The organism is Tsukamurella pseudospumae (assembly GCF_001575205.1).
GTDB classification, from domain to species: domain Bacteria; phylum Actinomycetota; class Actinomycetes; order Mycobacteriales; family Mycobacteriaceae; genus Tsukamurella; species Tsukamurella pseudospumae.
Genome location: NZ_LSRE01000013.1, coordinates 1 through 20,751, shown reverse-complemented (window position 1 = coordinate 20,751; position 20,751 = coordinate 1). Strand labels below are relative to the sequence as shown.

At 69.7% G+C, this 20,751-nt stretch carries 20 protein-coding genes; 15 read left to right on the top strand and 5 right to left on the bottom strand.

Annotated elements, in window-relative coordinates; translation table 11 throughout:
* Positions 1-11: 11 nt before the first annotated feature.
* Positions 12-1,379, bottom strand: a complete 1,368-nt coding sequence (locus AXK61_RS11020; protein ID WP_068745500.1) for an MFS transporter — start codon at positions 1,377-1,379, stop codon at positions 12-14.
* 92 nt (positions 1,380-1,471) lie between these two features.
* Here AXK61_RS11020 and AXK61_RS11015 point away from each other — a divergent pair, with 92 nt between their 5' ends.
* Both AXK61_RS11015 and AXK61_RS11010 read left to right on the top strand, forming a co-directional pair.
* Positions 1,472-2,809, top strand: coding sequence for an MFS transporter (locus AXK61_RS11015; RefSeq protein WP_231855511.1), 1,338 nt, complete (start codon positions 1,472-1,474; stop codon positions 2,807-2,809).
* 10 nt (positions 2,810-2,819) lie between these two features.
* Positions 2,820-3,137 (top strand): helix-turn-helix domain-containing protein, encoded by a 318-nt coding sequence (locus AXK61_RS11010; protein ID WP_068745334.1) that lies wholly within the window; start codon positions 2,820-2,822, stop codon positions 3,135-3,137.
* 1 nt (position 3,138) lies between these two features.
* On the opposite strand, the gene AXK61_RS11005 is transcribed toward AXK61_RS11010, so the two are convergent.
* A complete protein-coding gene (locus AXK61_RS11005; protein WP_068745332.1) occupies positions 3,139-4,212 on the bottom strand; it encodes an adenylate/guanylate cyclase domain-containing protein in 1,074 nt (357 codons plus the stop codon).
* Between the two features lie 32 nt (positions 4,213-4,244).
* Here AXK61_RS11005 and AXK61_RS11000 point away from each other — a divergent pair, with 32 nt between their 5' ends.
* Both AXK61_RS11000 and AXK61_RS10995 read left to right on the top strand, forming a co-directional pair.
* Positions 4,245-5,633 (top strand): L-serine ammonia-lyase, encoded by a 1,389-nt coding sequence (locus AXK61_RS11000; protein ID WP_068745330.1) that lies wholly within the window; start codon positions 4,245-4,247, stop codon positions 5,631-5,633.
* Between the two features lie 62 nt (positions 5,634-5,695).
* Positions 5,696-7,966 carry an alpha/beta hydrolase gene (locus AXK61_RS10995; RefSeq protein ID WP_068745329.1) on the top strand — a complete coding sequence of 757 codons (2,271 nt, stop codon included), beginning with the start codon at positions 5,696-5,698 and terminating at the stop codon, positions 7,964-7,966.
* A 5-nt stretch (positions 7,967-7,971) separates the two neighbouring features.
* Here the strand turns inward: AXK61_RS10995 and AXK61_RS10990 are convergent, their stop codons facing one another.
* Positions 7,972-8,544 carry a hypothetical protein gene (locus tag AXK61_RS10990; RefSeq protein WP_068745326.1) on the bottom strand — a complete coding sequence of 191 codons (573 nt, stop codon included), beginning with the start codon at positions 8,542-8,544 and terminating at the stop codon, positions 7,972-7,974.
* A 374-nt stretch (positions 8,545-8,918) separates the two neighbouring features.
* Here AXK61_RS10990 and AXK61_RS10985 point away from each other — a divergent pair, with 374 nt between their 5' ends.
* From AXK61_RS10985 to AXK61_RS10975, 3 genes are all read left to right on the top strand, one after another.
* On the top strand, positions 8,919-9,173 hold the full coding sequence (locus AXK61_RS10985; protein WP_156485637.1) for a hypothetical protein: 255 nt from the start codon (positions 8,919-8,921) through the stop codon (positions 9,171-9,173).
* A 69-nt stretch (positions 9,174-9,242) separates the two neighbouring features.
* On the top strand, positions 9,243-9,638 hold the full coding sequence (locus tag AXK61_RS10980; protein ID WP_068745322.1) for an NUDIX hydrolase: 396 nt from the start codon (positions 9,243-9,245) through the stop codon (positions 9,636-9,638).
* The gene (locus AXK61_RS10975) at positions 9,635-10,792 is read left to right on the top strand and encodes a winged helix-turn-helix domain-containing protein (protein ID WP_068745320.1); all 1,158 of its coding nucleotides are present in this window, start codon (positions 9,635-9,637) and stop codon (positions 10,790-10,792) included. Before AXK61_RS10980 ends, AXK61_RS10975 begins: the two co-directional genes overlap by 4 nt.
* Here AXK61_RS10975 and AXK61_RS10970 read toward each other — a convergent pair.
* Positions 10,780-11,184 (bottom strand): Fic family protein, encoded by a 405-nt coding sequence (locus AXK61_RS10970; protein ID WP_156485636.1) that lies wholly within the window; start codon positions 11,182-11,184, stop codon positions 10,780-10,782. The two genes, AXK61_RS10975 and AXK61_RS10970, sit on opposite strands and share 13 nt — an antisense overlap.
* Positions 11,185-11,650: 466 nt before the next feature.
* Positions 11,651-13,186, bottom strand: a complete 1,536-nt coding sequence (locus AXK61_RS10965) for an ATP-binding cassette domain-containing protein (RefSeq protein WP_068745316.1) — start codon at positions 13,184-13,186, stop codon at positions 11,651-11,653.
* A 442-nt stretch (positions 13,187-13,628) separates the two neighbouring features.
* On the opposite strand from AXK61_RS10965, the gene AXK61_RS10960 reads away from it, so the two are divergent.
* From AXK61_RS10960 to AXK61_RS10930, 8 genes are all read left to right on the top strand, one after another.
* Complete coding sequence (locus tag AXK61_RS10960; protein WP_068745314.1) at positions 13,629-14,972, top strand: ROK family transcriptional regulator; 1,344 nt, start codon at positions 13,629-13,631, stop codon at positions 14,970-14,972.
* A gap of 294 nt (positions 14,973-15,266) precedes the next feature.
* Entirely contained in the window at positions 15,267-15,521 is a 255-nt protein-coding gene (locus AXK61_RS10955; RefSeq protein WP_068745312.1) for a hypothetical protein, read from the top strand.
* Between the two features lie 13 nt (positions 15,522-15,534).
* Positions 15,535-16,083 carry a hypothetical protein gene (locus AXK61_RS10950; RefSeq protein ID WP_068745310.1) on the top strand — a complete coding sequence of 183 codons (549 nt, stop codon included), beginning with the start codon at positions 15,535-15,537 and terminating at the stop codon, positions 16,081-16,083.
* A gap of 59 nt (positions 16,084-16,142) precedes the next feature.
* Entirely contained in the window at positions 16,143-18,389 is a 2,247-nt protein-coding gene (locus AXK61_RS10945) for a hypothetical protein (protein WP_156485635.1), read from the top strand.
* Positions 18,390-18,469: 80 nt separating this feature from the next.
* Positions 18,470-18,745, top strand: coding sequence for a PE domain-containing protein (locus tag AXK61_RS10940; protein ID WP_156485634.1), 276 nt, complete (start codon positions 18,470-18,472; stop codon positions 18,743-18,745).
* A gap of 13 nt (positions 18,746-18,758) precedes the next feature.
* Complete coding sequence (locus tag AXK61_RS10935; protein ID WP_068745305.1) at positions 18,759-20,123, top strand: PPE family protein; 1,365 nt, start codon at positions 18,759-18,761, stop codon at positions 20,121-20,123.
* Positions 20,124-20,168: 45 nt separating this feature from the next.
* Positions 20,169-20,477, top strand: coding sequence for a hypothetical protein (locus AXK61_RS24930; RefSeq protein ID WP_068746359.1), 309 nt, complete (start codon positions 20,169-20,171; stop codon positions 20,475-20,477).
* A 34-nt stretch (positions 20,478-20,511) separates the two neighbouring features.
* Positions 20,512-20,751: hypothetical protein (locus AXK61_RS10930; protein WP_156485633.1), on the top strand; the 240-nt coding region annotated here is incomplete at its 3' end.

Sequence of the window (20,751 nt, the reverse complement as noted above, 5' to 3'; positions counted from 1 at the left end):
GGGATCGCCGATCAGGAATCCGCTGACTTCTCGATCGTCGGGCCGGCGGCGACGAGCACCGTCGCCATCCCGGCGGCCAGGGGCACCAGCATCGTGACGGCGAATCCCGTGTGGCCCCAGGCCAGTACCTGTGCGAACACTGCGCCGGCGCAGGCGATGGACAGGGCCGTGCCGACGGAATCGGCCAGCTTGAGGGCGCTGGAGTTCGCGCCCTGCTGGTCGGCCGCGCTGGCGCCCAGTACGAGCACCGACAGCGTCGGGTAGGTCAGGCCCATGCCCAGGCCGCCGATCGCCCACGCCGCGAAGATCACCGGCCACGGGGCGTCGGCGGCGAAGCACGCGGCGACTCCGGCCACCGAGGCGAGCACGAGGGCCGCTCCGAGGAGCGGGAGTCGCCTGCGCACCGCCCCGGAGGCGGGGATCCGCGCCTGCACCTGTGCGGCGCCCGCCCAGAGCAGGGCGGCACCCGTCATCACGGAGCCGGCGGCGAAGGGCGACATCGCGTCGACGTGCACGAGGTACAGCGGCACGTAGATCTCCGCCGCGAAGAAGGTGCCGGCCAGGAGCAGGTTGGTGAGCACCAGCCGTGGAATGCCGTTGTGCCCCAGCAGCGTCCCGGCGGGGAGCATGCGCCGCGTCGCGGCGACGGCCACGGCCAGGCAGCCCGCGGTGAGCACCAGGAAGGCCGCCCCGCCGCGGGGCGCCGCGAACTGCGCCATCGCCGTCGATGCACCCGCCACCAGGGCGGCGAACAGGACCGTACGGTCGGGCGGGCCATCGGAGACGAAACCGGATTCGTCCAGCCCGACGGTGGCCCGCAGCGTCGCGGCGAGGGCGGCGACGGCCGGGAGCGCGATGCCGAGGAACACCCAGCGCCAGCCCACGGTATCGGCGGTCAGGCCCGCGATCGCAGGGCCGACGAGCGAGGGCACCACCCACGCGGTGGAGAACGCCGCGAAGATCCGCGGCCGGTCGTCGGCGGGAATCAGACGGCCGACCATGGCGTAGAGGACCACGCTGAGCAGGCCGCTGCCGAGGCCCTGCACCGCGCGGCCCAGCGCCAGCACGTTCATGCCCTGCGCCGCCCCGACCACCAGCAGGCCGGTCACGAACAGGATCCCGCCGACCATCAGCGGCGGACGGACCCCGCTGCGGTCGACCCACGGGCCGGCCCAGGCGATCGCCACGATCATGGCCGCGAACGCGGAGCCGAAAGCCACCGAGTACTCGGCGGTGGCGCCGAACTGCTCGGCGGCCCGCGGCAGCACCGTGCCGACGGCGAGGGACTCGAAGGCGAGGAACGAGATCAGCGCGACCGAGCCCACCTGGAACCACCGCAGGCCGCTCGTGCGGCGCCGCGGATCGACGTCGGTGTCCATGCTCACCACAGCGACGCTAATACCTCGACCGCGGTTGATGGCAAGCGGGAAAACCAGTTGATTCCGGACGTGCGAATCGGCAACGTGGAGGGGTGTTCACCGACCTCGGCACGCGCTGGAACGTGCCCCGCATGCTGCGCCCGCTGTTGCGCAGGAACTACCGGTTCCTGTTCGTGACGCTCCTGTGCGCGCTCGTCGCGGACGGGATGTGGATGATCGCGATGGTCTGGCAGGTCATCCGCATGGGCGGCTCGCCCACCAGCGTCTCCGTCGTGTCCGGCGGCGCCGCAGCGGGCCTGCTCGTCTCGACCCTCGCCGGCGGCGTGCTCGCGGATCGGCTGCCGCAGCAGCGCATCCTGCTCGTGCTGGAGATCGCCAACGCGATCACGATCGGCGGCGTCGGCGTGCTCGTGCTCACCGACGCGGTGACGGTGCCGACGATGCTGATCGCCACCTTCGTCCTCGGCCTGGTGTCGGGGTTCTACTTCCCCGCCTACTCGGCGCTGGTGCCGCGGCTGGTCTCGCCCGGTGAGCTCCTCGCGGTCAACGGCTACGAGTCGGCGGTGCGACCGGCGGCGTCCATGGCCGCGGGACCGGCGATCGCGGGCGCCCTGATCGCGGTGCACTCGCCGGGTCTCGCCCTCGTCGTCGCCGGGTGCCTTCCCGCCTTCGGAGCCCTTTCCGTCTCCCGGATCCGTCTCGAGCCCGACGGTGCCCTCGGCGACGGAGCCGACGGGCACGAGCCGGGACATCCGTTGCGTGAGCTGTGGGAGGGCGTGCAGTACGTGCGCCGCACCCCGTGGCTGCTGGCGACGCTCCTGTTCGCCAGCCTGCTCGTACTGCTCGTGGCCGGACCGCTCGACGTGCTGCTGCCCTTCGCGATCAAGGACCACGCCGGCGGCGGACCGTCGGACCACTCGATGATCCTCGCGGCCTACGGTTTCGGCGGCGTGGCGGGCGCGCTGCTCATGGCCTCGCGAAAGCTGCCCCGCCGCTACCTCACGGTGATGATGTGCCTGTGGGGCGTCGGCGCGCTGCCGCTCGCGGTGTACGGAACCGCGACGAACGTCCTGGTCATGGTCGCGGCGGGTTTCGTGCTGGGGGTGGTCTTCGAGGCGCCCGTGGTGATCTGGGGAACGCTGCTGCAGCGCCGTGTGCCGCGGCGCCTGCTCGGCCGGGTGTCCAGCCTGGACTTCTTCGTCTCGCTGGTGTTCATGCCGCTGTCGCTCGCCCTGGCGGGTCCGGTCAGCCACGCGATCGGCCTCACCGCGACCTTCGTGGTCGCGGCGGTGGTGCCGATCCCGCTCGCGGCGATCGCGATCCTCGCGGCCCGGATGCCGCGCGACGAGCTGGAGCACCCGCTACCCGAGGACGACGCGCCGGTTTCGCCGACCGTGAACGCTCCGCCCGCCGAGCGCACCGTCGGATAGGGTGAAACGTATGACGAGCGGGGTGGCGAGCATCGAGACGCACGAGTCGGCGGAGGCTGCGCGCCCGCCGCTGCTGCGTGAGGTGTTCGGCCGCGTGCTGCGGCAGGAGCGGACGCGGCAGGGCCGCACCCTCGCCGAGGTCGCGGGTGAGGCGGGGGTCTCCACGCAGTACCTCTCCGAGGTCGAGCGCGGCCGCAAGGAGGCCTCGTCGGAGGTCCTGAGCAGCGTGTGCGACGCCCTCGGCGGCTCGATGATCGAGTTCGTCGGCGGCGTGCACCGTGAGCTGCTCGGCGCGCGCCCGCGGCCCGTGGCGCTGGCCGCGGCCTGAGTTACACCTCGTCGCCCTGTGTCGCCTCGGCGGCGGCTGCCTCGGCCGCCGCTGCCGCCTCCTGAGCGGCCTCGGCCTGCATCGCGGCCTTGGTGTCCTTGTCGTAGCGCAGCAGGTGCGGATGCACCGCGCGGAAGCCGCGGGCGCGATAGGCGCGCAGGCTCTTGGTGTCGATCCCGGGCTCGTCGGCGATCGCCTGCGTGAAGTTGTCGTCGATGAGCACGGTCCCGGGCCGGGCGGCGCTGGTCAGGCGTGCGGCCAGGTTGACCACGCTGCCGAACAGGTCGCCGTAGCGCTGCAGCACCTCACCGTAGGCCATGCCCACGCGCAGCTGCGGGAACTCGATCTCGATCGCGTCCAGCTCCGGGTACTCGTGCGGCTCCTGCAGTTCGAGGGCGATTCTCGCGGCGTCCGCCGGATTCTCCGCGGCGAACATGACCTCGTCACCCACGCCCTTGATGATCCAACCGCCACCGCCGTAGATCACCGCCTGCATGCGCGCCTCGAAAGTCGCGACGAGCGTGTTCAGTTCCTCGATCGCGAGGCCGCGGGACAGGCGCGTGTATCCGACCATGTCTGCGAAACCCACCGCCATGCGTGCCGTGAGCGCGTCGGACGAGTCGAGGGTCACCAGGCGCTGCGTGGCGGACGACAGGTGGCGGCGCCACACATGTGCCTGCAGGTTCTCCATCCGGTCGATCACCCGCGCCGCGCCGGCCGCGGGATCCTTCACCCCCGCCTCCGCGGCACCGTCGAGGTACTGCCGGACCATTCCCGCTTGCCACTCCGCGAGCCGGTACATCGCCTGGCCCAGCGACTGCGCCGCGGGGACGACCGCATCGCGGTCGACTACTCCGCCGCTGAAGAGCTCGCCGAGGTCCTTGACGATCGCCACGTCGTCGCGCGTGAACGCCTTCTGATCGTCGTCGCGGAGGTCGGCGAAGCCCGCGGAGGTCCACCAGAGACGGAGGTCCTCCACGTCGATACCCGCCTGCTCCGCGAGTTCCCGGAAGGTGTACTTGCGTTTGCCCGGGAGGAGCAGAGCGTCGATGTCCAGATCTGCGGCGTCGCCCATACGACCACTGTATGGGGCCTACGCTGGAGGGCGTGACTATCAGTGTCTTCGAGCTGTTCTCGGTGGGTATCGGTCCGTCGAGTTCGCATACGGTGGGGCCGATGCGGGCGGGGGCCGATTTCGCCGATGAGCTGCGTTCCTTGCGGTCGACGGTGCGTGCTGTGCATGTCGATCTCTATGGCTCGCTCGCTGCGACGGGGCGCGGGCACGGGACCTTCGCTGCGGTGTTGTTGGGCCTTGAGGGTAACCGTCCGGAGACGGTGGATCCGGACTACGTCGAGAAGCGTGGTGCGGAGATCGAGGCCACGAACATCGTGCGGATCGCGGACCGGGATGAGGTGTCGCTGTGTGCTGAGCAGATCGTGTTGCATCCGCTCACCGTGCTGCCGCGGCACACCAATGGCATCCGGTTCCGTGCGGAGTTCGTCGACGGCGGGGGGCACGAGGCGGTCTATTACTCGGTGGGCGGCGGTTTCGTGGAGCGCGATTCCGGCGCGGAGACGGTGAATCCGTTGGCGGGGTCGTCGGGTGTTCCTCATGACTTCGACACGGCCGCTGCGTTGCTCGAGATCTGTCCGCGCGCGGGCTTGACGGTTGCGCAGTTGATGCTCGAGAACGAGATCGCGCTGCGCCGCGCTCGGACGGGCGAGGACGAGCGGGTGGCGGAGCGGGAGGTTCGTGCCGGGCTGTTGCACATCTGGGACGTGATGGAGGGGTGCATCGAGCGGGGCTTCCGCTCTGAGGGGATGCTCCCCGGTGGGCTCGGGGTGAAGCGTCGTGCGCCGGGCCTGTTCCGCCGGCTCGTCGAGTCCGACGGTGCTGATGCCATGGACTGGCTCAACGTCGCGGCTATGGCGGTGAACGAGGAGAACGCGTGCGGCGGCCGGATCGTGACTGCGCCGACCAATGGTGCCGCGGGGATCGTGCCGTCGGTGTTGTACTACGCGCTGAGGTTCCGCTCGTCGTTGGCGGCGCGGCGCGAGCAGGTGGTGTGCGATTACCTGCTGACGGCTGCGGCGATCGCGGTGCTCTACAAGCGGCGCGCGTCGATCTCCGGTGCGGAGGTGGGCTGCCAGGGTGAGGTCGGCTCCGCGTGCTCCATGGCGGCGGGTGCGTTGGCGCAGGTCATGGGTGCCACGCCGGCGCAGGTCGAGAACGCCGCCGAGATCGGTATCGAGCACAATCTGGGGCTCACGTGCGATCCGATCGGCGGGCTCGTGCAGATCCCGTGCATCGAACGCAACGCCATCGCGTCGGTGAAGGCGGTCAACGCCGCTCGGATCGCCCTGCACGGCGACGGCACGCATCGTGTCTCGCTCGATCAGGCCATCGAGACCATGCGCCAGACCGGCGCCGACATGTTGTCCAAGTACAAGGAGACATCGCTCGGCGGGTTAGCAGTGAACGTCCCGGAATGTTGATCTAAGCTCAACCGAAATCGTGCCGCGGACGGCCGTCTGCGCAGGTGGCGGAAGGGACGCGCGTGGGAGACGGCAACGTTTTCGAGCCGGGGACGCACTGGGGTGAGACCGGCGGCCCGCTCACGTGGCGTCTCGCGGAGACCTGGTACGACGTGGGCGGCCGCCAGGTGAGCCATTCCGACGCGTACTGGGGCAACGTGCTCTCCGAGGCCCGGCGGGTGTACGGCGACCAGGGAATCACGTTCGAGGAGACCGGTACCTACCTGACCGGGCTGAATACGCAGCTCAACCCCGGCCGCCGCATGGTGTACGGCGACGGTTCGGCCCTACCGACCGACGGCCGGATAGCCTTCACCGCGCCGAACCCGTCCGGTGGGCAGGCCGTGCGCTACGTCCAGAACGCCGACGGCTCGGTCCAGCAGCTGGCGCGGGACGGCACCGCCACCGGGCCGAAGATCACACCGGACACGTTCCGCTACTCCCCGGACGCCCGGCAGGTCGTCGCCTACAAGGACGGCAAGCCGGTGTATGCGGCGCCCGTCGGCAAGCTGGTGGGTCCGCACGGCGAGACGCACTGGGCGCAGAAGCCCGACGGGACCCTCGTACCGTTGCAGAACGGGATCGGCAATCCGCTGGTCCCGGGCTCGGACCTGCTCGAGGTCCAGCCGGTGTTCCCGGCATGGGTGATTGCGAAGGATCCGGACTTCGTGGTCGCGGTGGTCTCGTTGTTCCTGGGCCTGCGGCGCATGCTCGGGCAGGGCGAGCCTGCGCAGGCCAACGTGACGGCGGTGCCCTACCAGGTGCCGGGCGACGGTGCCGGGATCGACGAGTACGCGACGCTCAAGGCATCGTTCGATCGCATGGCCGGGGTGTACGGCGAGGTGGGACGGCGGATGGCGATCGCGGTGTCCAAATCGGCCGCCATGACGCTGGCCACGCGGCAGGAGCTGGCGAACGCGATCATGGATTTCAACGGTATGGCCGCGGCCGTGCCGGAGGACGATTTCGCCGGCATCATGGGTGCGCTCAGCACCGCTCTGGGACGGGCGTACGGGGCGCTCGGAACCCTCCTGGAGAAGCAGGAGGACCCGGGGAGCTACCGGGAGACGGTGCTGATTCCCGACGGTGCGCGAGCCGTTCCGCTGGGCCCGGGCGCGGCCGGCCTGCCCGCCCCGCCGCCGAAGAACGCGGACCCGAAGGATGTGGCCGCGTGGTGGAACGGCCTGAGCGAGGATCAGAAGCAGGCGTACGCCAAGCAGTATCCGCAGGACGTGGGCAACGTCGACGGGGTGCCCGCGCAGTACCGGGACATCGCGAACAGGTCTCTGCTCAACGGCGACATCGATCGGCTGCAGCGGCAGCTGGATGATGCGAAGAGGTACGGGGCCACGAAGGTCGAAACCGAACACCTGAGCACCAAGCTCGATCAGCTGCGCAGTATTCAGGCGAAGATCAATGAGCAGGTCGCTCCGCAGGACCATCGGTCGCTGATTCTGCTCGATCCCACGAGCAATCCCCGGCAGGTGCTCGCGGCGATCGGCGTGGGTGACGTCGACAAGGCGCGCAGGCTCGGCGTCGTTGTGGGCGGTGTATCCACCACGGCGGGCAGCCTCCCCGGCATGGTGGACGAGGCGACGGCGGTGCGCGCGCAGACCATCGACATCCTGCGCCAGGCCGGTGCGGTCGACCCGGAGTCGGTGGCGATGATCTCCTGGGTGGGGTACGAGGCACCGTCGGGCATGACCGACCCGCGCCTGTTGAGCGAGGACCTCGCGCACGCCGGCGCCGGCGACCTGAACCACTTCTACCGCGGGCTGAGCGCGGTGAACCCCACCCAGGAGATCACGGCGTACGGCCACTCGTACGGTTCGCTGGTCACCAGCCTGGCGCTGCAGGAGGGCGGGCACAACGTGCACAATGCGGTGTTCTACGGTTCTCCCGGACTCGACCTGGGCAGCGTTTCGGGACTGCATCTTGCGCCGGGCGGGCATGCCTTCTACGAGCTGACGCCGGACGATCCGATCACCTACACGAAGTCGGTCCCGGCGGCCGCGATGCTGAGTGTCCCTGTGGCAGGGACGTGGCTCAGCCTTCTGGACGACGCCACGGGTCATCCGATCACCGACTACTTCGGGAACCGGCCGGGGGATGTGGACGGCATCACTCAACTCTCCACGAGCGCCGGTGGGACACCGTTCGCGGGCCAGTTGCAGGGCGCGTCCGGGCATTCCGAGTACCCGCGGATGGGCGACGGCGGAAAGCTCCGGATGTCCGGTTACAACTTCGCTGCGATCCTCTCCGGCATCGAGCGCGCCCGCGTGACGGGGAAGTAGCGCTCTCAGTTCGGCAGGCATCCCGACGAGACGGTGATGGTGACCCGAGTGGATCGCTCGGTCGTGTAGATCGCCGTCTGCGTCTCGAACTGCGCTTCCGGTGCGTGCTTGCCCTCGTTGAGCCGGTGGAGTACATCGCTCGTGCTGTCGGCGATCAGGCCGTGTTGCTGCCACGAAGCCTTCAGTGATTGCCAAATAGATTGCTGTGCAGCATTATCGAGCACAGTGTTCGTCTCCCACATGGTGGTGAGATCGGTCAGGTGCACGTTCTTGAGCCCACCGTAGGGTGACGTGCACGCCGCAGTGCGGACACCGTCGGATGGATCTCGGAACACGGGCTGCCCGACCTGTGGAGCGAGGGCTGTGGAGGCGGCGTGCATGAGTTCGAGCACGCGTTGCTCTGCGGCGTTGGACGACGGTCGCGTGCGCAGTTGATCGTGGAGGCGGTTCGCTTCGTCGGTGCCTTCGACGGGTACCTTGTCGGTCTCGATGGTCTGGAGGTTCCGCCGGATATCGGTGATGGTGCCGCATCCGGCGACGAGCGATAGCATGAGCGTCGCCGCGAACAGTCGCTTCATCTTCAGTCGTCTCCTGATCGTTGTGGTGACAGTGTAGGAAATGCCGGAGGCCTCATAGCAGGGCGGACGAAGGTGCGCTGGGTTCCACACGTTGAACAGTGCTGCCCCGGCACGCTCACCGGATGGGCGAGGACCACCATGAGTGGCGATGGCAATGTCCTCGTTCCCGGCACCAATTGGTCGAAGGATGACGGCTACGCGCCGGTGCCGGTGGCCCCGCCGGTCGTGGTGGTCCCGACCACGGATCCCGGGACTGCTCTGGCGCCTGTCGGATCACAGCTGCCCACCGTGCGCACGGTGCCGTGAGCGGGCGCATCCGGTGGGCGAGGCCGACTGTTCGGCGGTATGTCGTGTGCCTGATCGGGGTGGTGGCGGTGGCGTGGTTCGGAATCGCCACCGCGATGGTGATCGACTACCTCCTGGACCCGAAGCTCGCCCTCGGCTCGAGCGCCCTCGATGCCGTGGTCGACGCGCTCCTGGCTTCGTACGGCATATGGGCGCAGTGGATCGTCCTCCTGTCGTTTCCGGCGGTGTTCCCGGCCTACCTGTTGCTCGCATGGCTCCTCGCCTCGCTCAGAACCGGGAGGACGGTTGCGGTGCACCTGGAGGACGCCGTCGACTGGGACTGATGTTGATCGGGAAGGGTGCGCTCGTTGCCGTCCGTGGTGCCCGTCAGTGCTCGTCGCTAGTGTGACGGCATGGACGTGTTGACGGTGGCCGCGGTGTGTTTTCGGGACGAGACGGGGCGCGTGCTCACGGTGCGCAAACGCGGAACGGATGCCTTCATGCTGCCCGGCGGCAAGCTCGAGCCGGGAGAGGCCGCGATCGACTGCGCGGTCCGGGAGGTCGACGAGGAGCTCGGCGTCGCGCTCTCGACGGAGGACCTGACCCTGCTGGTCGCCTGGCGCGGTCCGGCCGCGAACGAGGCGAACACCGATATCGAGTCCACCGTGTTCTCCACCGACCTGCGCGTCGATCCTCAAGCCGCCGCCGAGATCGCCGAGGCGCGGTGGCTGGACCCGGCGGACCACGGCGGCGTCACGATCGCGCCGATGCTCGAGCAGTACCTGTTCCCGCGGCTCGCCGGCGCATGAAGATCTCCCAGCCGCAGGCTCGGCGGATCGCCCTGGCGGCACAGGGTTTCGAGTCGGGGTTCGCGGGCAACGCCGCCCCGACGATGCGGCAGGTGCAGAAGACGATCGACCGGCTCAGGCTGATCCAGATCGACAGCGTCAACGTGGTCGCGCGCAGCCAGTACCTGCCACTGTTCGCACGGCTCGGTGACTACGACATCGCGCTGCTCGACCGCGCCCGTGATCGCGCACCGCGCCGGCTCATCGAGGCGTGGGCGCACGAGGCCTCCCTGGTCCCGCCCGAGACCTGGCCGCTGCTGCGGCACCGTCGAACCGCGGATCGGGTCGTCGGACGGTTCGCGAGCTACGAATCGCGCAACCCCGGCCAGCTCGACCGGTTGCGCGCCGAACTGGCGGATCTGCCGCCGCTCACCGCACGCGCGCTCGAGGCGCACCTCGAGCACGATCAGGTGGTGGAGAAGACGCACTGGGGCTGGAACTGGTCGTCGGTGAAGGAGGGCCTCGAGGTCCTGTTCCACGCGGGCGAGGTCACCAGCGCGGGGCGCACCAGCCAGTTCGAGCGGCTGTACGCGCCCACGTCGACGGTGCTCGGAGAGCTCGCCGAGCGCGTGATCCCGGACGAGGACGCGTTCATCGAGTTGATCCGGCAGTCGGCGAGGGCGCACGGCATCGGCACGCTGCGCTGCCTGCGGGATTACTTCCGCCTGTCCACGGCGCAGGCGGCACCGGCGGTCGAGAAGCTGGTGGCCGCAGGTGAACTCATCCCGGTGGAGGCGGACTGGTGGGCAGGCACCGTCTACCTGCACGCGGAGGCCAAGCGGCCCAGGGCGATCGCGGCCCGCGCGCTTCTGTCGCCCTTCGACCCGGTGGTGTGGCAGCGGGAGCGGGCCGAGGCGCTGTTCGACTTCTTCTACCGCATCGAGATCTACACGCCGAAACACAAACGCGTGCACGGCTACTACGTCCTGCCCTTCGTCTTCGGCGATCGGATCGTCGCGCGGTGTGATATTAAGGCGGACCGTGCCGCGGGCGAGCTACTGGTGCATCAGGTGTCCTGGGAGGACGGCGGGCGGGACGCGGAAACCGAAGCCGCGCTGGAGAAGACCGTCGGCGAGATGGCCGGCTGGCTGGGGCTGGAGTCCTACCGGCTCTGAGGTACGGCCGGCTCGGCGGTCGTGATCGTGGCGAACACCCGGAAGAGGGCGTGCGCGTCGGGGCGGTAGTGACCCTGGTCCGGGGCGGACTGGCGGGAGGCGCCGTCCCACCGCTTCTTCGTCACCGCACCGTAGTCCAGTCGGTACCCGGCCCTCGTGGCGAGCAATTGCAGCAGCGTCTTGGCCGCGCGGCCGTTGCCCTCGCGGAACGGGTGCGCGCAGTTGAGATAGGCGTAGGCCTCCGCGGCGTGGTGCGAGTACACCCGCCGGTCGCGCTCCTCGCCGAGCAATCGAACGGGCTCGTGGGGGAGCCGGTTCTGCAGGATGCGGGTGGCGTCGGCCAGGTACCGGTCGATGAGCGCCGCCGAGAAGGTCTGATGCCGCAAGCCCATGTCGTACCTGCGGAGCACGCCGGCCCAGGGGTCGCGCCGGTCTCGATGCCGATCTGCTGCGCGGTGCCCACCTCGAATTCGAGCTGTCGCAGCACGTCCGCGTCGCGGATGCCGAAGCGGTTCCGCAGGATCCGGGTACCGGGGTAGAAGGTGTCGGTGAACTCCCGCGGCACGTCGATCAGGTCGGGAGGGCCGACCTCCGACGAGGTCCCCATCGCCCGCGCGATCGCGTCGTCGACGTACCGGGCGAGGCCGGCACCGTCGGACACGGCGCGGAGGCGATCGACGTCCAGCGGGGTGGGAGCCCAGCCCTCGAGCACGCTGTTCGCGATCGCCCCGCCCAGCACGTCCATCCCGGCAGCTTATCGAGATCGCGCGTTGTGGATCCGGCCGAATCCTGCGCGGCGATCCGCCACAGCGATCGCGACGCGGAATTCGGCCGATTCTCCGCGGAACGCCGGTCGCATCAGCGCGTGATCTCGACCGCCCGCGTCAGATCGAGCAGATCGAGGAAGGCGCGGTCGTGCGAGACGACCACCAGCGCCCCCTCCCACGCCTTCAGCGCCTCCACCAGCAGTTCCACCGACGGGACGTCGAGGTTGTTGGTGGGCTCGTCCAGCGCCAGGAGCGACGGTGCCGGATCCCCGAGCAGGGCGATCGCCAGCGCGAGCCGCAGCCGCTCGCCGCCGCTGAGCGTGTTCACGATCCGCTCCGACTGCCGGCCGCGGAACAGCATCCGGGCCAGTGCTGCGTGCGCGTGCTGCGCATCGAGGTCCGGGTGCGCGTCGCGGACGGCGTCCAGCAGCGAGCCCTCCTCGGCGGGGCCGAACCGCACGTCCTGCGGGACGTAGCCGATCACCGTCGGGGTCTCGGCCTCCCGGGCGGCGGCGATGGCACGCCGCAGCACCGTCGTCTTGCCCGCCCCGTTGGGGCCGACCAGCGCGATCCGCTCCGGCCCTGTGACCTGTAGCGGACCGTCGGACAGCTGGGTGCGGTGCAGGCCCGGACCGGGCTCGGGCATGGAGATCCGGACGGAGCGGTCGTCGCGGACGCCCTCCCGCGCGGAGTCCAGGGCGTCCCGGGCGGAGTCGACGCGGCCCTCGTGCAGGACGCGGTGCTTGCCCGCCGACACCTCCGCCTTCTGCTTGAGCAGGCCCGCGAGGATCGGCGGCACACGCTTCTCGGCCTCGGCCCTGTCGGCGTAGCGCTTGCGGCGATCGAGCTTCGTCCGCGCCTCGATCAGGTCCCGCTGCTGTGCCTTGAGGTCGCCCTTGGCCGTGGTCACGGCCTGTTCGGCGGCGGCCTGTTCGGCGTCGAGCACCTCGCGGTAGTGCGAGTAGGGCCCGCCGAACACGCGGACGCATCCCCGGTACAGCTCGACGGTGCTGTCCATCTTCTCGAGCAGCGTCAGGTCGTGGCTGACCACGACCGCGGTCCCGCCGAACCGGTCGAGCGCGTCGGTGAGCAGGCCGCGGGCACGCTGGTCGAGGTTGTTGGTCGGCTCGTCGAGGAGGAGGGTGTCGGGCCGGCGCAGCAGCTGTCCGGCGATGGCCAGGAGGGTGGCCTCGCCGCCGGACAGCGTCCCGACGGTGCGGTCCAGGGTGCCGAGCCTCAGGGCCAGGCCGTCCAGGACGGCGGTCGCGCGCTCCTCGACGTCCCAGTCGTCACCGACGGCCTCGAAGTCCTCGGGCTCGGCCGAGCCACCCTCGATGCGGCGCAGGGCGGCGACGGTGCCGCCGATGCCGAGTGCGTCGGCGAGCGTGTCCTCCGGCTGCGCCTGCGGGTGCTGGGGCACGTACCCGACGACCCCGGTGCCGCTCACGGAACCGGCGGTCGGGACGATCCGACCTGCGAGGATGCGCAGCATCGTGCTCTTGCCGGCTCCGTTGGCACCGACCAGGGCGGCGTGGCCGGCGGGGATGGTGAAGCTGAGGTCGTCGAACACGTTCGTGCCGTCGGGCCAACGCAGGGAGAGTGCGGAGACAGCGAGAGAGGTAGCCATGAATGCTCCTTGAGGTCCATCGGGGCGCGGCACGGCGGGTGAGGCGGGTGCGCGAAGAACAGGTCCGGGGACGTCTCAGGAGAGCATGACGCTGAGTCTAGACAACGGTGCGTGCGCTTCGCATCTGGTTTTCGAGGGCGCATCGATGTGATCTGCGTCCCACTAGCGGTCACGGCGCTTGTGCGGCGCGAGGTGTGTGGTGCTAGTTTCAAGTCATGTCCGGGAGTCTTGAGGCCCATCTGCGCGTCGGTTATGAGACCGTCGCGCTGGGTTGCCGTCTCCCCATGGTTCGCGTGCACTGTCGAATGTGTTGCTGCTGAGCGTTTGCGCTCGCACTCCCTCCGGCCCGTCGATCGGGTCGAGTCGTTCGACAACTCCATCTTCACGTCTGCGCCCGGGGTGAACCCCGGAGGTCGCGGCGTACGCACACCTTCGAGGAACCATGACCGTCATCGATTTTCATGCCGACCTTCCCGCCTCTGCTTCCGCTTCCACCCGCACCGCGCCGGCACGCGCCGCCCAGGTCCGCCCCGCGGCGGCCCGCACGACCCGGCCCCGCAACCCCCTTGCCCGTCCGGCCGGGGTCGAACGGCAGGCGCGGCCGGCCTCCCCCGCTCGTGTCTTCGCTCCGCAACTGCGGGTCTCGGAGAAGCCGGCGGCCGCCGTGCTGCGCGTGATCCGTCGCGGCGGCCTCGTGCTGCGCGACGAGATCGCCCGCGAGACCCAGCTCTCCGCGGCCACCGTGAACCGCCAGGTCACCGCGCTCATCGAGGCGGGCCTGGTGCGGGAACGCGCCGACCGCGCCGCGAGCGGCGTCGTCGGCCGCCCGCGTCTCCCGCTCGAGGTGGACCCGAACGGCCCGCTCGCGCTGGGCATCCACATCGGGTTCCGGGTGAGCACTGTGACGATGCACGACGTTGCGGGCAAGGTCGTCGGCGCCATCCAGATCCCGACGCCCGAGAGCGGTGAGCCGGGCGAGGTGCTGTCGGTGATCGCCACGAGCGCCCGACGGTTCCTGGCGCGCTGGGACGGTCGTACCGTTCTGGGAGCCGGTATCGCGATCGGCGGGCGCGTCGACGACCGCGGTGTGGTCGCCGACCATCCGCGCCTCGGCTGGAAGGACGTCGCACTGGGAGAGCGCCTTTCGGGCGCGATCGGCCTGCCGGTGACGGTGGCCCCGCACGTCGAGGCGATGGCCGCCGCCGAGCTGCACCTCTCGGAGGACTACGAGTCGCAGGGGTCGACGCTGTACGTCTACGGCCGCGAGACGGTGGGCGTGGCACTGGCGTTGCACGGCGCGGTGCACTCGCCGAAGTCCGGTCCGCACACCATCGGTCACCTGCCGACTCGCAACGTGGAACTGCTCGACCCCCAGCGCACCGGCCGACTCGAGGACGCCGTCACCGACACCGCAGTGGTGGATGCCGCACGCGCGCAGAAGCTTCCGGTACGGACCATCGCCGATCTGCACAAGCTCGCGGAGGCCGGCGATGTGACGGCGCGGGCGATCGTCGCCGAACGCGGCCGCGTCCTGGGCGAGGCGGCGGCTCTCGTCGCGGACATCTTCAACCCCGACCGCCTGATCCTCGGCGGCCAGGCGTTCACCGACCACACCGCGATCCTGCCGCACGTCTCGGCCGCGCTCAAGGCCACCTCGGCGGAGCCCGGCCGGGCGGTGCGGGTCAGTGGTGCGGGTGGTCGCGTCCAGCAGCAGGCCGCCGGCGCGGCCGCGCTCGACGGTGTCTACACGGATCCGCTCGGCGCCGTGTCGCGCGTGACGGCGTAGTCCGCTACCTCGCGCGTCCTTCGCGCTGCGGGGGCTCTCTCGGATACGGCACGCAAAACCGAACTCCCGGGGGTCGAATTGTGGCTGTGTGCCAGTGGTGCGGGTTTCGGTGAACGGCTTCCGGTCGACAACCGTCATTGTCGCTTATGTGTGACAGTCTCTGACCTGGGAATCTCGCGATCCTGAAAGTGAACGCTCGGCCGGATGCAGTTGCAATAGTGGTGGTACATTCTTTGCGACAATGATTCGGCCGGTACCCGTGTGCCGGCTGCGTAGGCAGGACGGGAGGGTGGCATGGGCTCCGAACGGAACCGCGGTGCGGACCTCGGCCAGAGTGCTGGCGCGCGCGCGATCGAGGCGCGCGCGGCCATCGCGACGGCGCAGTTGCGGTCGACGGTCACGTCGATCAGCTCCTCGGTGGGCTGCACCAGTACGCACGGTGAGCGGATCATCGAGACGATCGATGTCCTCGTCGATGCGATCCTGCCAGAGCTCGAGGCGGCTGAGGCGATGCACTCCGCGGGTGCTCCCGGTCGTCAGTCGGCATGAATGAGGTCGCGCAGTGATCGATCGTCCTGACACCCCCCACGCCGACGTCCTCCTCGAGGGGATCTGGGAAGACGAGGTGACGCCGGACGACCTGGCATCGCGGGCGCTTTCCGCTGCACAGGCATCGTCGTACGCGTTCCGTGTCGCGAGCGAGGGAACGACCGCTACGGCGGAGCTCGGAGAGGTCGACGTGGTCGACTTCCTCGAGTCGGAGACCGGCAGGTGGGCGCAGAGCTTCATCGGCATCGTCCGCGTGGGCGAGTCGCTGGTGCACGTCTCGCACGCCCTCGGCGAGCTCGCTCGTAGCCTGCAGCAGGTGAACCTGGAGCAGTCCGAGATCGTCTACCAGGTGGAGGCGGAGATCGAGGCGGCTCAGCGGCAGTCGGAGCAGGCCGGAGTCGATCCCAGCGAGAGGATCGCGTACCTGATCGCCGTGCTCGCGCTCGCGTCTCCGAGATCGCCGACAGGATGCCCACTCCTGAGCCGGACCTCCCGAAGAAGACGCCGGTCGGCCTCGTCAGTGGTTTCATGGCCTTCGGACGAGTGCCGGGGGCGAGCGTGAGCGCCGTCGAGCGCAATGGTCGAGTCGCGCGGAACGGTCATGCCCGCAACGGTTACGCCGTGCACGACGGCCGCGGGAAGTCCAACGGCCGTGCGCACGCCGATGAGCCTGCGAAGCCGGTCATCGAGGCCGAGGTTCGGGATACCGCCGGACAGGACGCCGCTGCAGCCGCCTTGGACGCGTTCGCGAACTCGGTCGACGACGATGCCTCCGCGGCGGTCGGCTTCCTCTCCTTCGGGCGAACGCCTGTGAGTGGTGCCCGTACTGCCGCCGCTGCTCCGGACCTCGATGCTGCTCCGGACCTCGATGCTGCTCCGGACCTCGATGCTGCTCCGGACCCCGACGCTGCTCCGGTTACCGATGCTGCTCCGGTTACGGATGTCGCGCCGATTCCCGATGCTGCTCCGGTCCTCGAGGTCCCGGTCCCCGATGGTGACCGGGACGAGGACGCGGGCGATCAGCCGGACGAGCCCCACGCCGTGGTTCCATCCGCACCGGGGACCGGATTCCTCGCACTGGGTCGCACGCCGGGTGTCGACCGGACACGAGGGGCGGACAGGACCACCGGTAGCGGTCGCGCGGTGAACGGCACGGGCGGAGCATCCCATGGCGCGGTACCGGTGGTTCCGCAGTCGCTCGGCAGCGGCATCCTCTCGCTCGGCCGAACACCGGCTCCGAATCGTGCGGCGCCCGTGGCGGGAGTATCGGGCGGCGCGCCGAGCCTCGGCCCGATTCCGGTCGCCCCCCAGACGAACCTTCTTCCTATCTCCGTACCCCCGATCGAGGCGGTCGCGGCCCCCGAGCCGGTGGTTGAGGCGGTCGCCGTCGACTCGACGGTGCCGCTCGTGGACGCGGGCGCCGCTCCGCCCGCGCCGGGGAAGCCCGGGACGGGGGTGGCCGGCGGCGCTCCCGCCCGGGTACCGGACGAGCGCGATTCACGGCAGGTCACCCGCGTCGGACCGACGGAGCCGCCCGACTCCGTGCCCGCGGACGGTTCCGCGCCCGACGACACCTCCGGTCTCGACACCGAAGCGGAGCCCGGCGCGGAAGTCGAAACTCCGGGGGCCGTCGATGGGGCGAGGTCGGAGCCGGAGGTGCGTGTGGAGCCGCCGGCTGTCACGAGAGCGACGCCGAAGGCCGTCAGATTCGCGGACCTCGTCAAGGCGGGCGGCGCGACCACCGGAACGGCCGGCGGCTTCGTGTCGGCGGGCCTCCGTGCGATGGTGGACGCCGGCAGCGCCCAGCCGCGACCGGGGCGGGCCCCGGATCTGCCTCCGCAGGAAGGGGCGCCCCGCGCGGAGCCGGGGAACGTCCCGTCGGTGACACCGCCGGTTCCGGTGCCTGTGACGGGACCGGTGATCCTGGGCCGCGCAGAACCGCTCGTGTTGTCCGCTCGCCTCTCCCAGGCGGCGCAGCAGGCTCGCGACGCGGTGGCATCGATCATCGGATCCCTGCGCGGCGGACCCCACGGCCCGGAGTCCGGACTGCATTGGGCGGCGGCATTGCTGGTGAGCGATGTCGAGACGGTCATGGCCGTCACCACCTCGGATGCGGGCTGGCTGCCGCCGGATGTCGTGATCCCAGCCGGGGTCAGGGTCCTGTGGAACCAGCCGATGGGCTTCCGGTGGGCGGCGGTCGACGACCCGGTGCGCCAGCTCGTCCACTACGCAACAGCGGGCGGCTACACGGTGGCCGCGGTCGCCACTACGCACCCCAGCCGGGTGTACGGCGGCTTCGTCGGGGAGGAGAACCTGGTCGGCGTGGACGAACCCGGCACCGTGTTGCCCGGCGGGCGAAGCCGCGTCGAGGCCACGGTGTCGGCGAAACGCCTGCAGCAGATCCGCTCGCTGAGCCCGGAACAGGCGGACCGTCAGGCACGTGCCCTGGTCAGAGACCTCGGAGCGCAGGTCGCTGCGAACGAACACGCGTGGTGCGTTCCGGATGCGGGTGGGCGGATTCCGTCCGATGTGCTCGACCAACTGCGCAAGCAGGAGAGCGCCCTGCGGGATGAGCTCGCGCGCGATCGGCTACCGGCGTCTCCGGAGGACGTGGCGCAGGACCCACCGGACGCCGCTGCGGTGCGGGATCGCATGCTGCGGCGTGCCGTCCTCGTCGCCACCCTGGCAGTGGCCGACAGCGACATCGAGTCGGCCGTCTACGCCTGGACCTTCGCACGCTTCCTGGCGAGCCTGGATCAGGACCGGGTGAACGAGCCCTCGCGCGATGGCGGCGAGCTCAGCGACACGGGCGAGCGTGCGGTGGCGGCAGAGGCCCGTGAGGTGCTTCGAATAGAAGAACATGGGTAACTGGGGATTGACGGAGTGTGGGATCTCTGTTTTAGTTGCAATATGAAAATCGAGTGAAGGGACGGCAGGTGGGCTTGAACGTGGCACCCATTCAGCTCCTGGCGGGAACCAACGAAGTCATGGCCAACCTCGCGACCACATCAGGCCTGATCGGCAGTGCAGCGGGTGCGATCGGCGCGGTCGTACCCGCGGGTGCCGACGACGTCTCCCTGCTGGTGTCGACCAGCTCCGCAGCGCACGCCGCGAACTTCCTGGCGGCGTCGGTCGTGGATCATGCCGAGGTCGCGCAGTACGCCGTCAGCCTGTCCGCAGTCGCTTCGACGTACATCATGGCGGATAACGCCGTGCAGTTCTGACGCTGGATGTGACATGACCTTCCCTGCGCTTCCGCCCGAGGTCAACGTCGGGCGTCTCATGACCGGGGCCGGGCCCGCCCCCGCGACGGCGGCTGCTGCGGCGTGGGCGGCCGTGGCGGCGTCGGTGACGGCGCGATCGGTGTTCCTGTCCACTCTGCTGCCTCGGCTCGCCGCCTCTTGGGAGGCGCCGGAGACGACCCTCATGACGCGGAACGTCGCGATGTACCTCGCTCACAACGACGTGCTGCGGGAACAGGCGCTCCTCGCCGCCACTCGGCACACCAAGCAGGCCGCCGACTACTCGGCGGCGTTGGCCGGCATGGCGCAGTTGCCCGAGATCGAGCTGAACCACGTCACGAACGCCACGCTGAACGCCACCAACTTCCTGGGGGTCAACACCGCGGCCATCGCCGCGAACGAAGCGCAGTACGCGGGAATGTGGGCGCAGAACGCGTCGATGATGGCGGTGTACCTCGCCAACTCGGTGGCGAACATGAGCTTCGAGCCGTTCGTCCCTCCTGCACCGGTAGCGACGTCGATCGGCGTGCCGATCCCGGCGGCCGCCGCGGGTGCGGCGTCGGTCGGCGATGCCGTGGTCACCAAGATGACCCTCGCCGCGCAGGGCGCGTACGCCGTTGCCAGCATGCTCGCGATGCGCACCGCGGGCGGTGTGCTGTCCGGAACGAAGCTGATGCAGACGATCGTGGTGAACACGCATCGTGTCGAGCAAGGCGTCTCCACCGCGCTCAGTGCCGAATCCAAGTCCCCCGATACGCCGGGCGCGGCCCGGCCCACCACGGGGCAGGAGCTCGGCCGGATGCTGGCGCAGCAGGTCGGGGGCCTCGCGCCGCAGGCCGTCGGACTGGGCGGGGGCGCCGCGCTCACGGCCGCGCAGCAGGTGGCCGTGCCGGGCACGAGCGTTGTACACGCGGCCGGCGGCACCGTCGTCTCCCAGCCGTTGAGCCAGATCCTGTCCACGGTCGGTTCGGACAACCGAACGTCGACCACCGGCTACTTCGGGGCACGCCCGGGCTCGCCGACGCTGGAGCGGCTGTCCCGGGGTGACCGGCCCACCAGTTCCGCGGCCGCGGTGCGCGCGACCGCGTCGTCGTCGGCGGTTCCGCAGGTGGCGGCACCGTCGAACTGGGCGACCGACGGCCTGACGGTGGCCCCGCCACCCCCGCTCCCGCGGGTGCCCGTGGAACCCCTCAGGCCGGTGCTGCCCGCGGGATCGACGGTGCCGGTCGCGCGGCCCAAGGGGAGGCGGCGCGAGCGTGTCGCGGTTCCGGACACGGCCGCGGTACCGGTCTATCTGGATGTCGATCCCGAATACGAGTCCGTGCCCGTCGATGTCCCGTCGATCGGGGAGAAGACGTGACCGCCCGCCGCTCGGGCGGGGCGATCAACACCGAGATGAGGAAACATGCCCCCGCAGATCTATGACCTGAACACCGTCGCGCATGCTGCTGGTACCGCGAAGACGCATGATGTGGCTGCGTTGACGTTGGCGAACATCAAGTTCGTGCGTACTACTGCTGAGGCGTATCGTGCCGCGAATGCGGGTGATACGACGAACAAGGCTGTTGCGCATATGGATGAGTTGATCGCCGTGTGTAATTCGGAGCAGCAGAAGTTGGAGACGATCGCTGAGGCGCTGAATCGGAATGGTGGTTTGATCGCTAATACCGATGGTGATGGTGGTTCGTTGTTCACCGGCTATGCCACTGTCTGACCTGATCGACTGCGAATAGTAGAGGAGAACTTCCATGAGTGTCGACCGGATTCTGGTCAACTACGCGAGCTATGACACCACGTCGGCGAGTTTCGGTAAGGCTGCGGCGGTGGCGGATGCGAATATTGCTGAGCTCACGGCCAATAACACCGCGAATCTGAATGCGGGTAACTGGGTGGGTGTGGATCAGGAGAGCTATCAGCATGTTCATGAGGTGTGTTTGAAGGCCAATGAGAATCTGTCGCTCGCGTTGCAGAAGTGTGGTGTGAACATC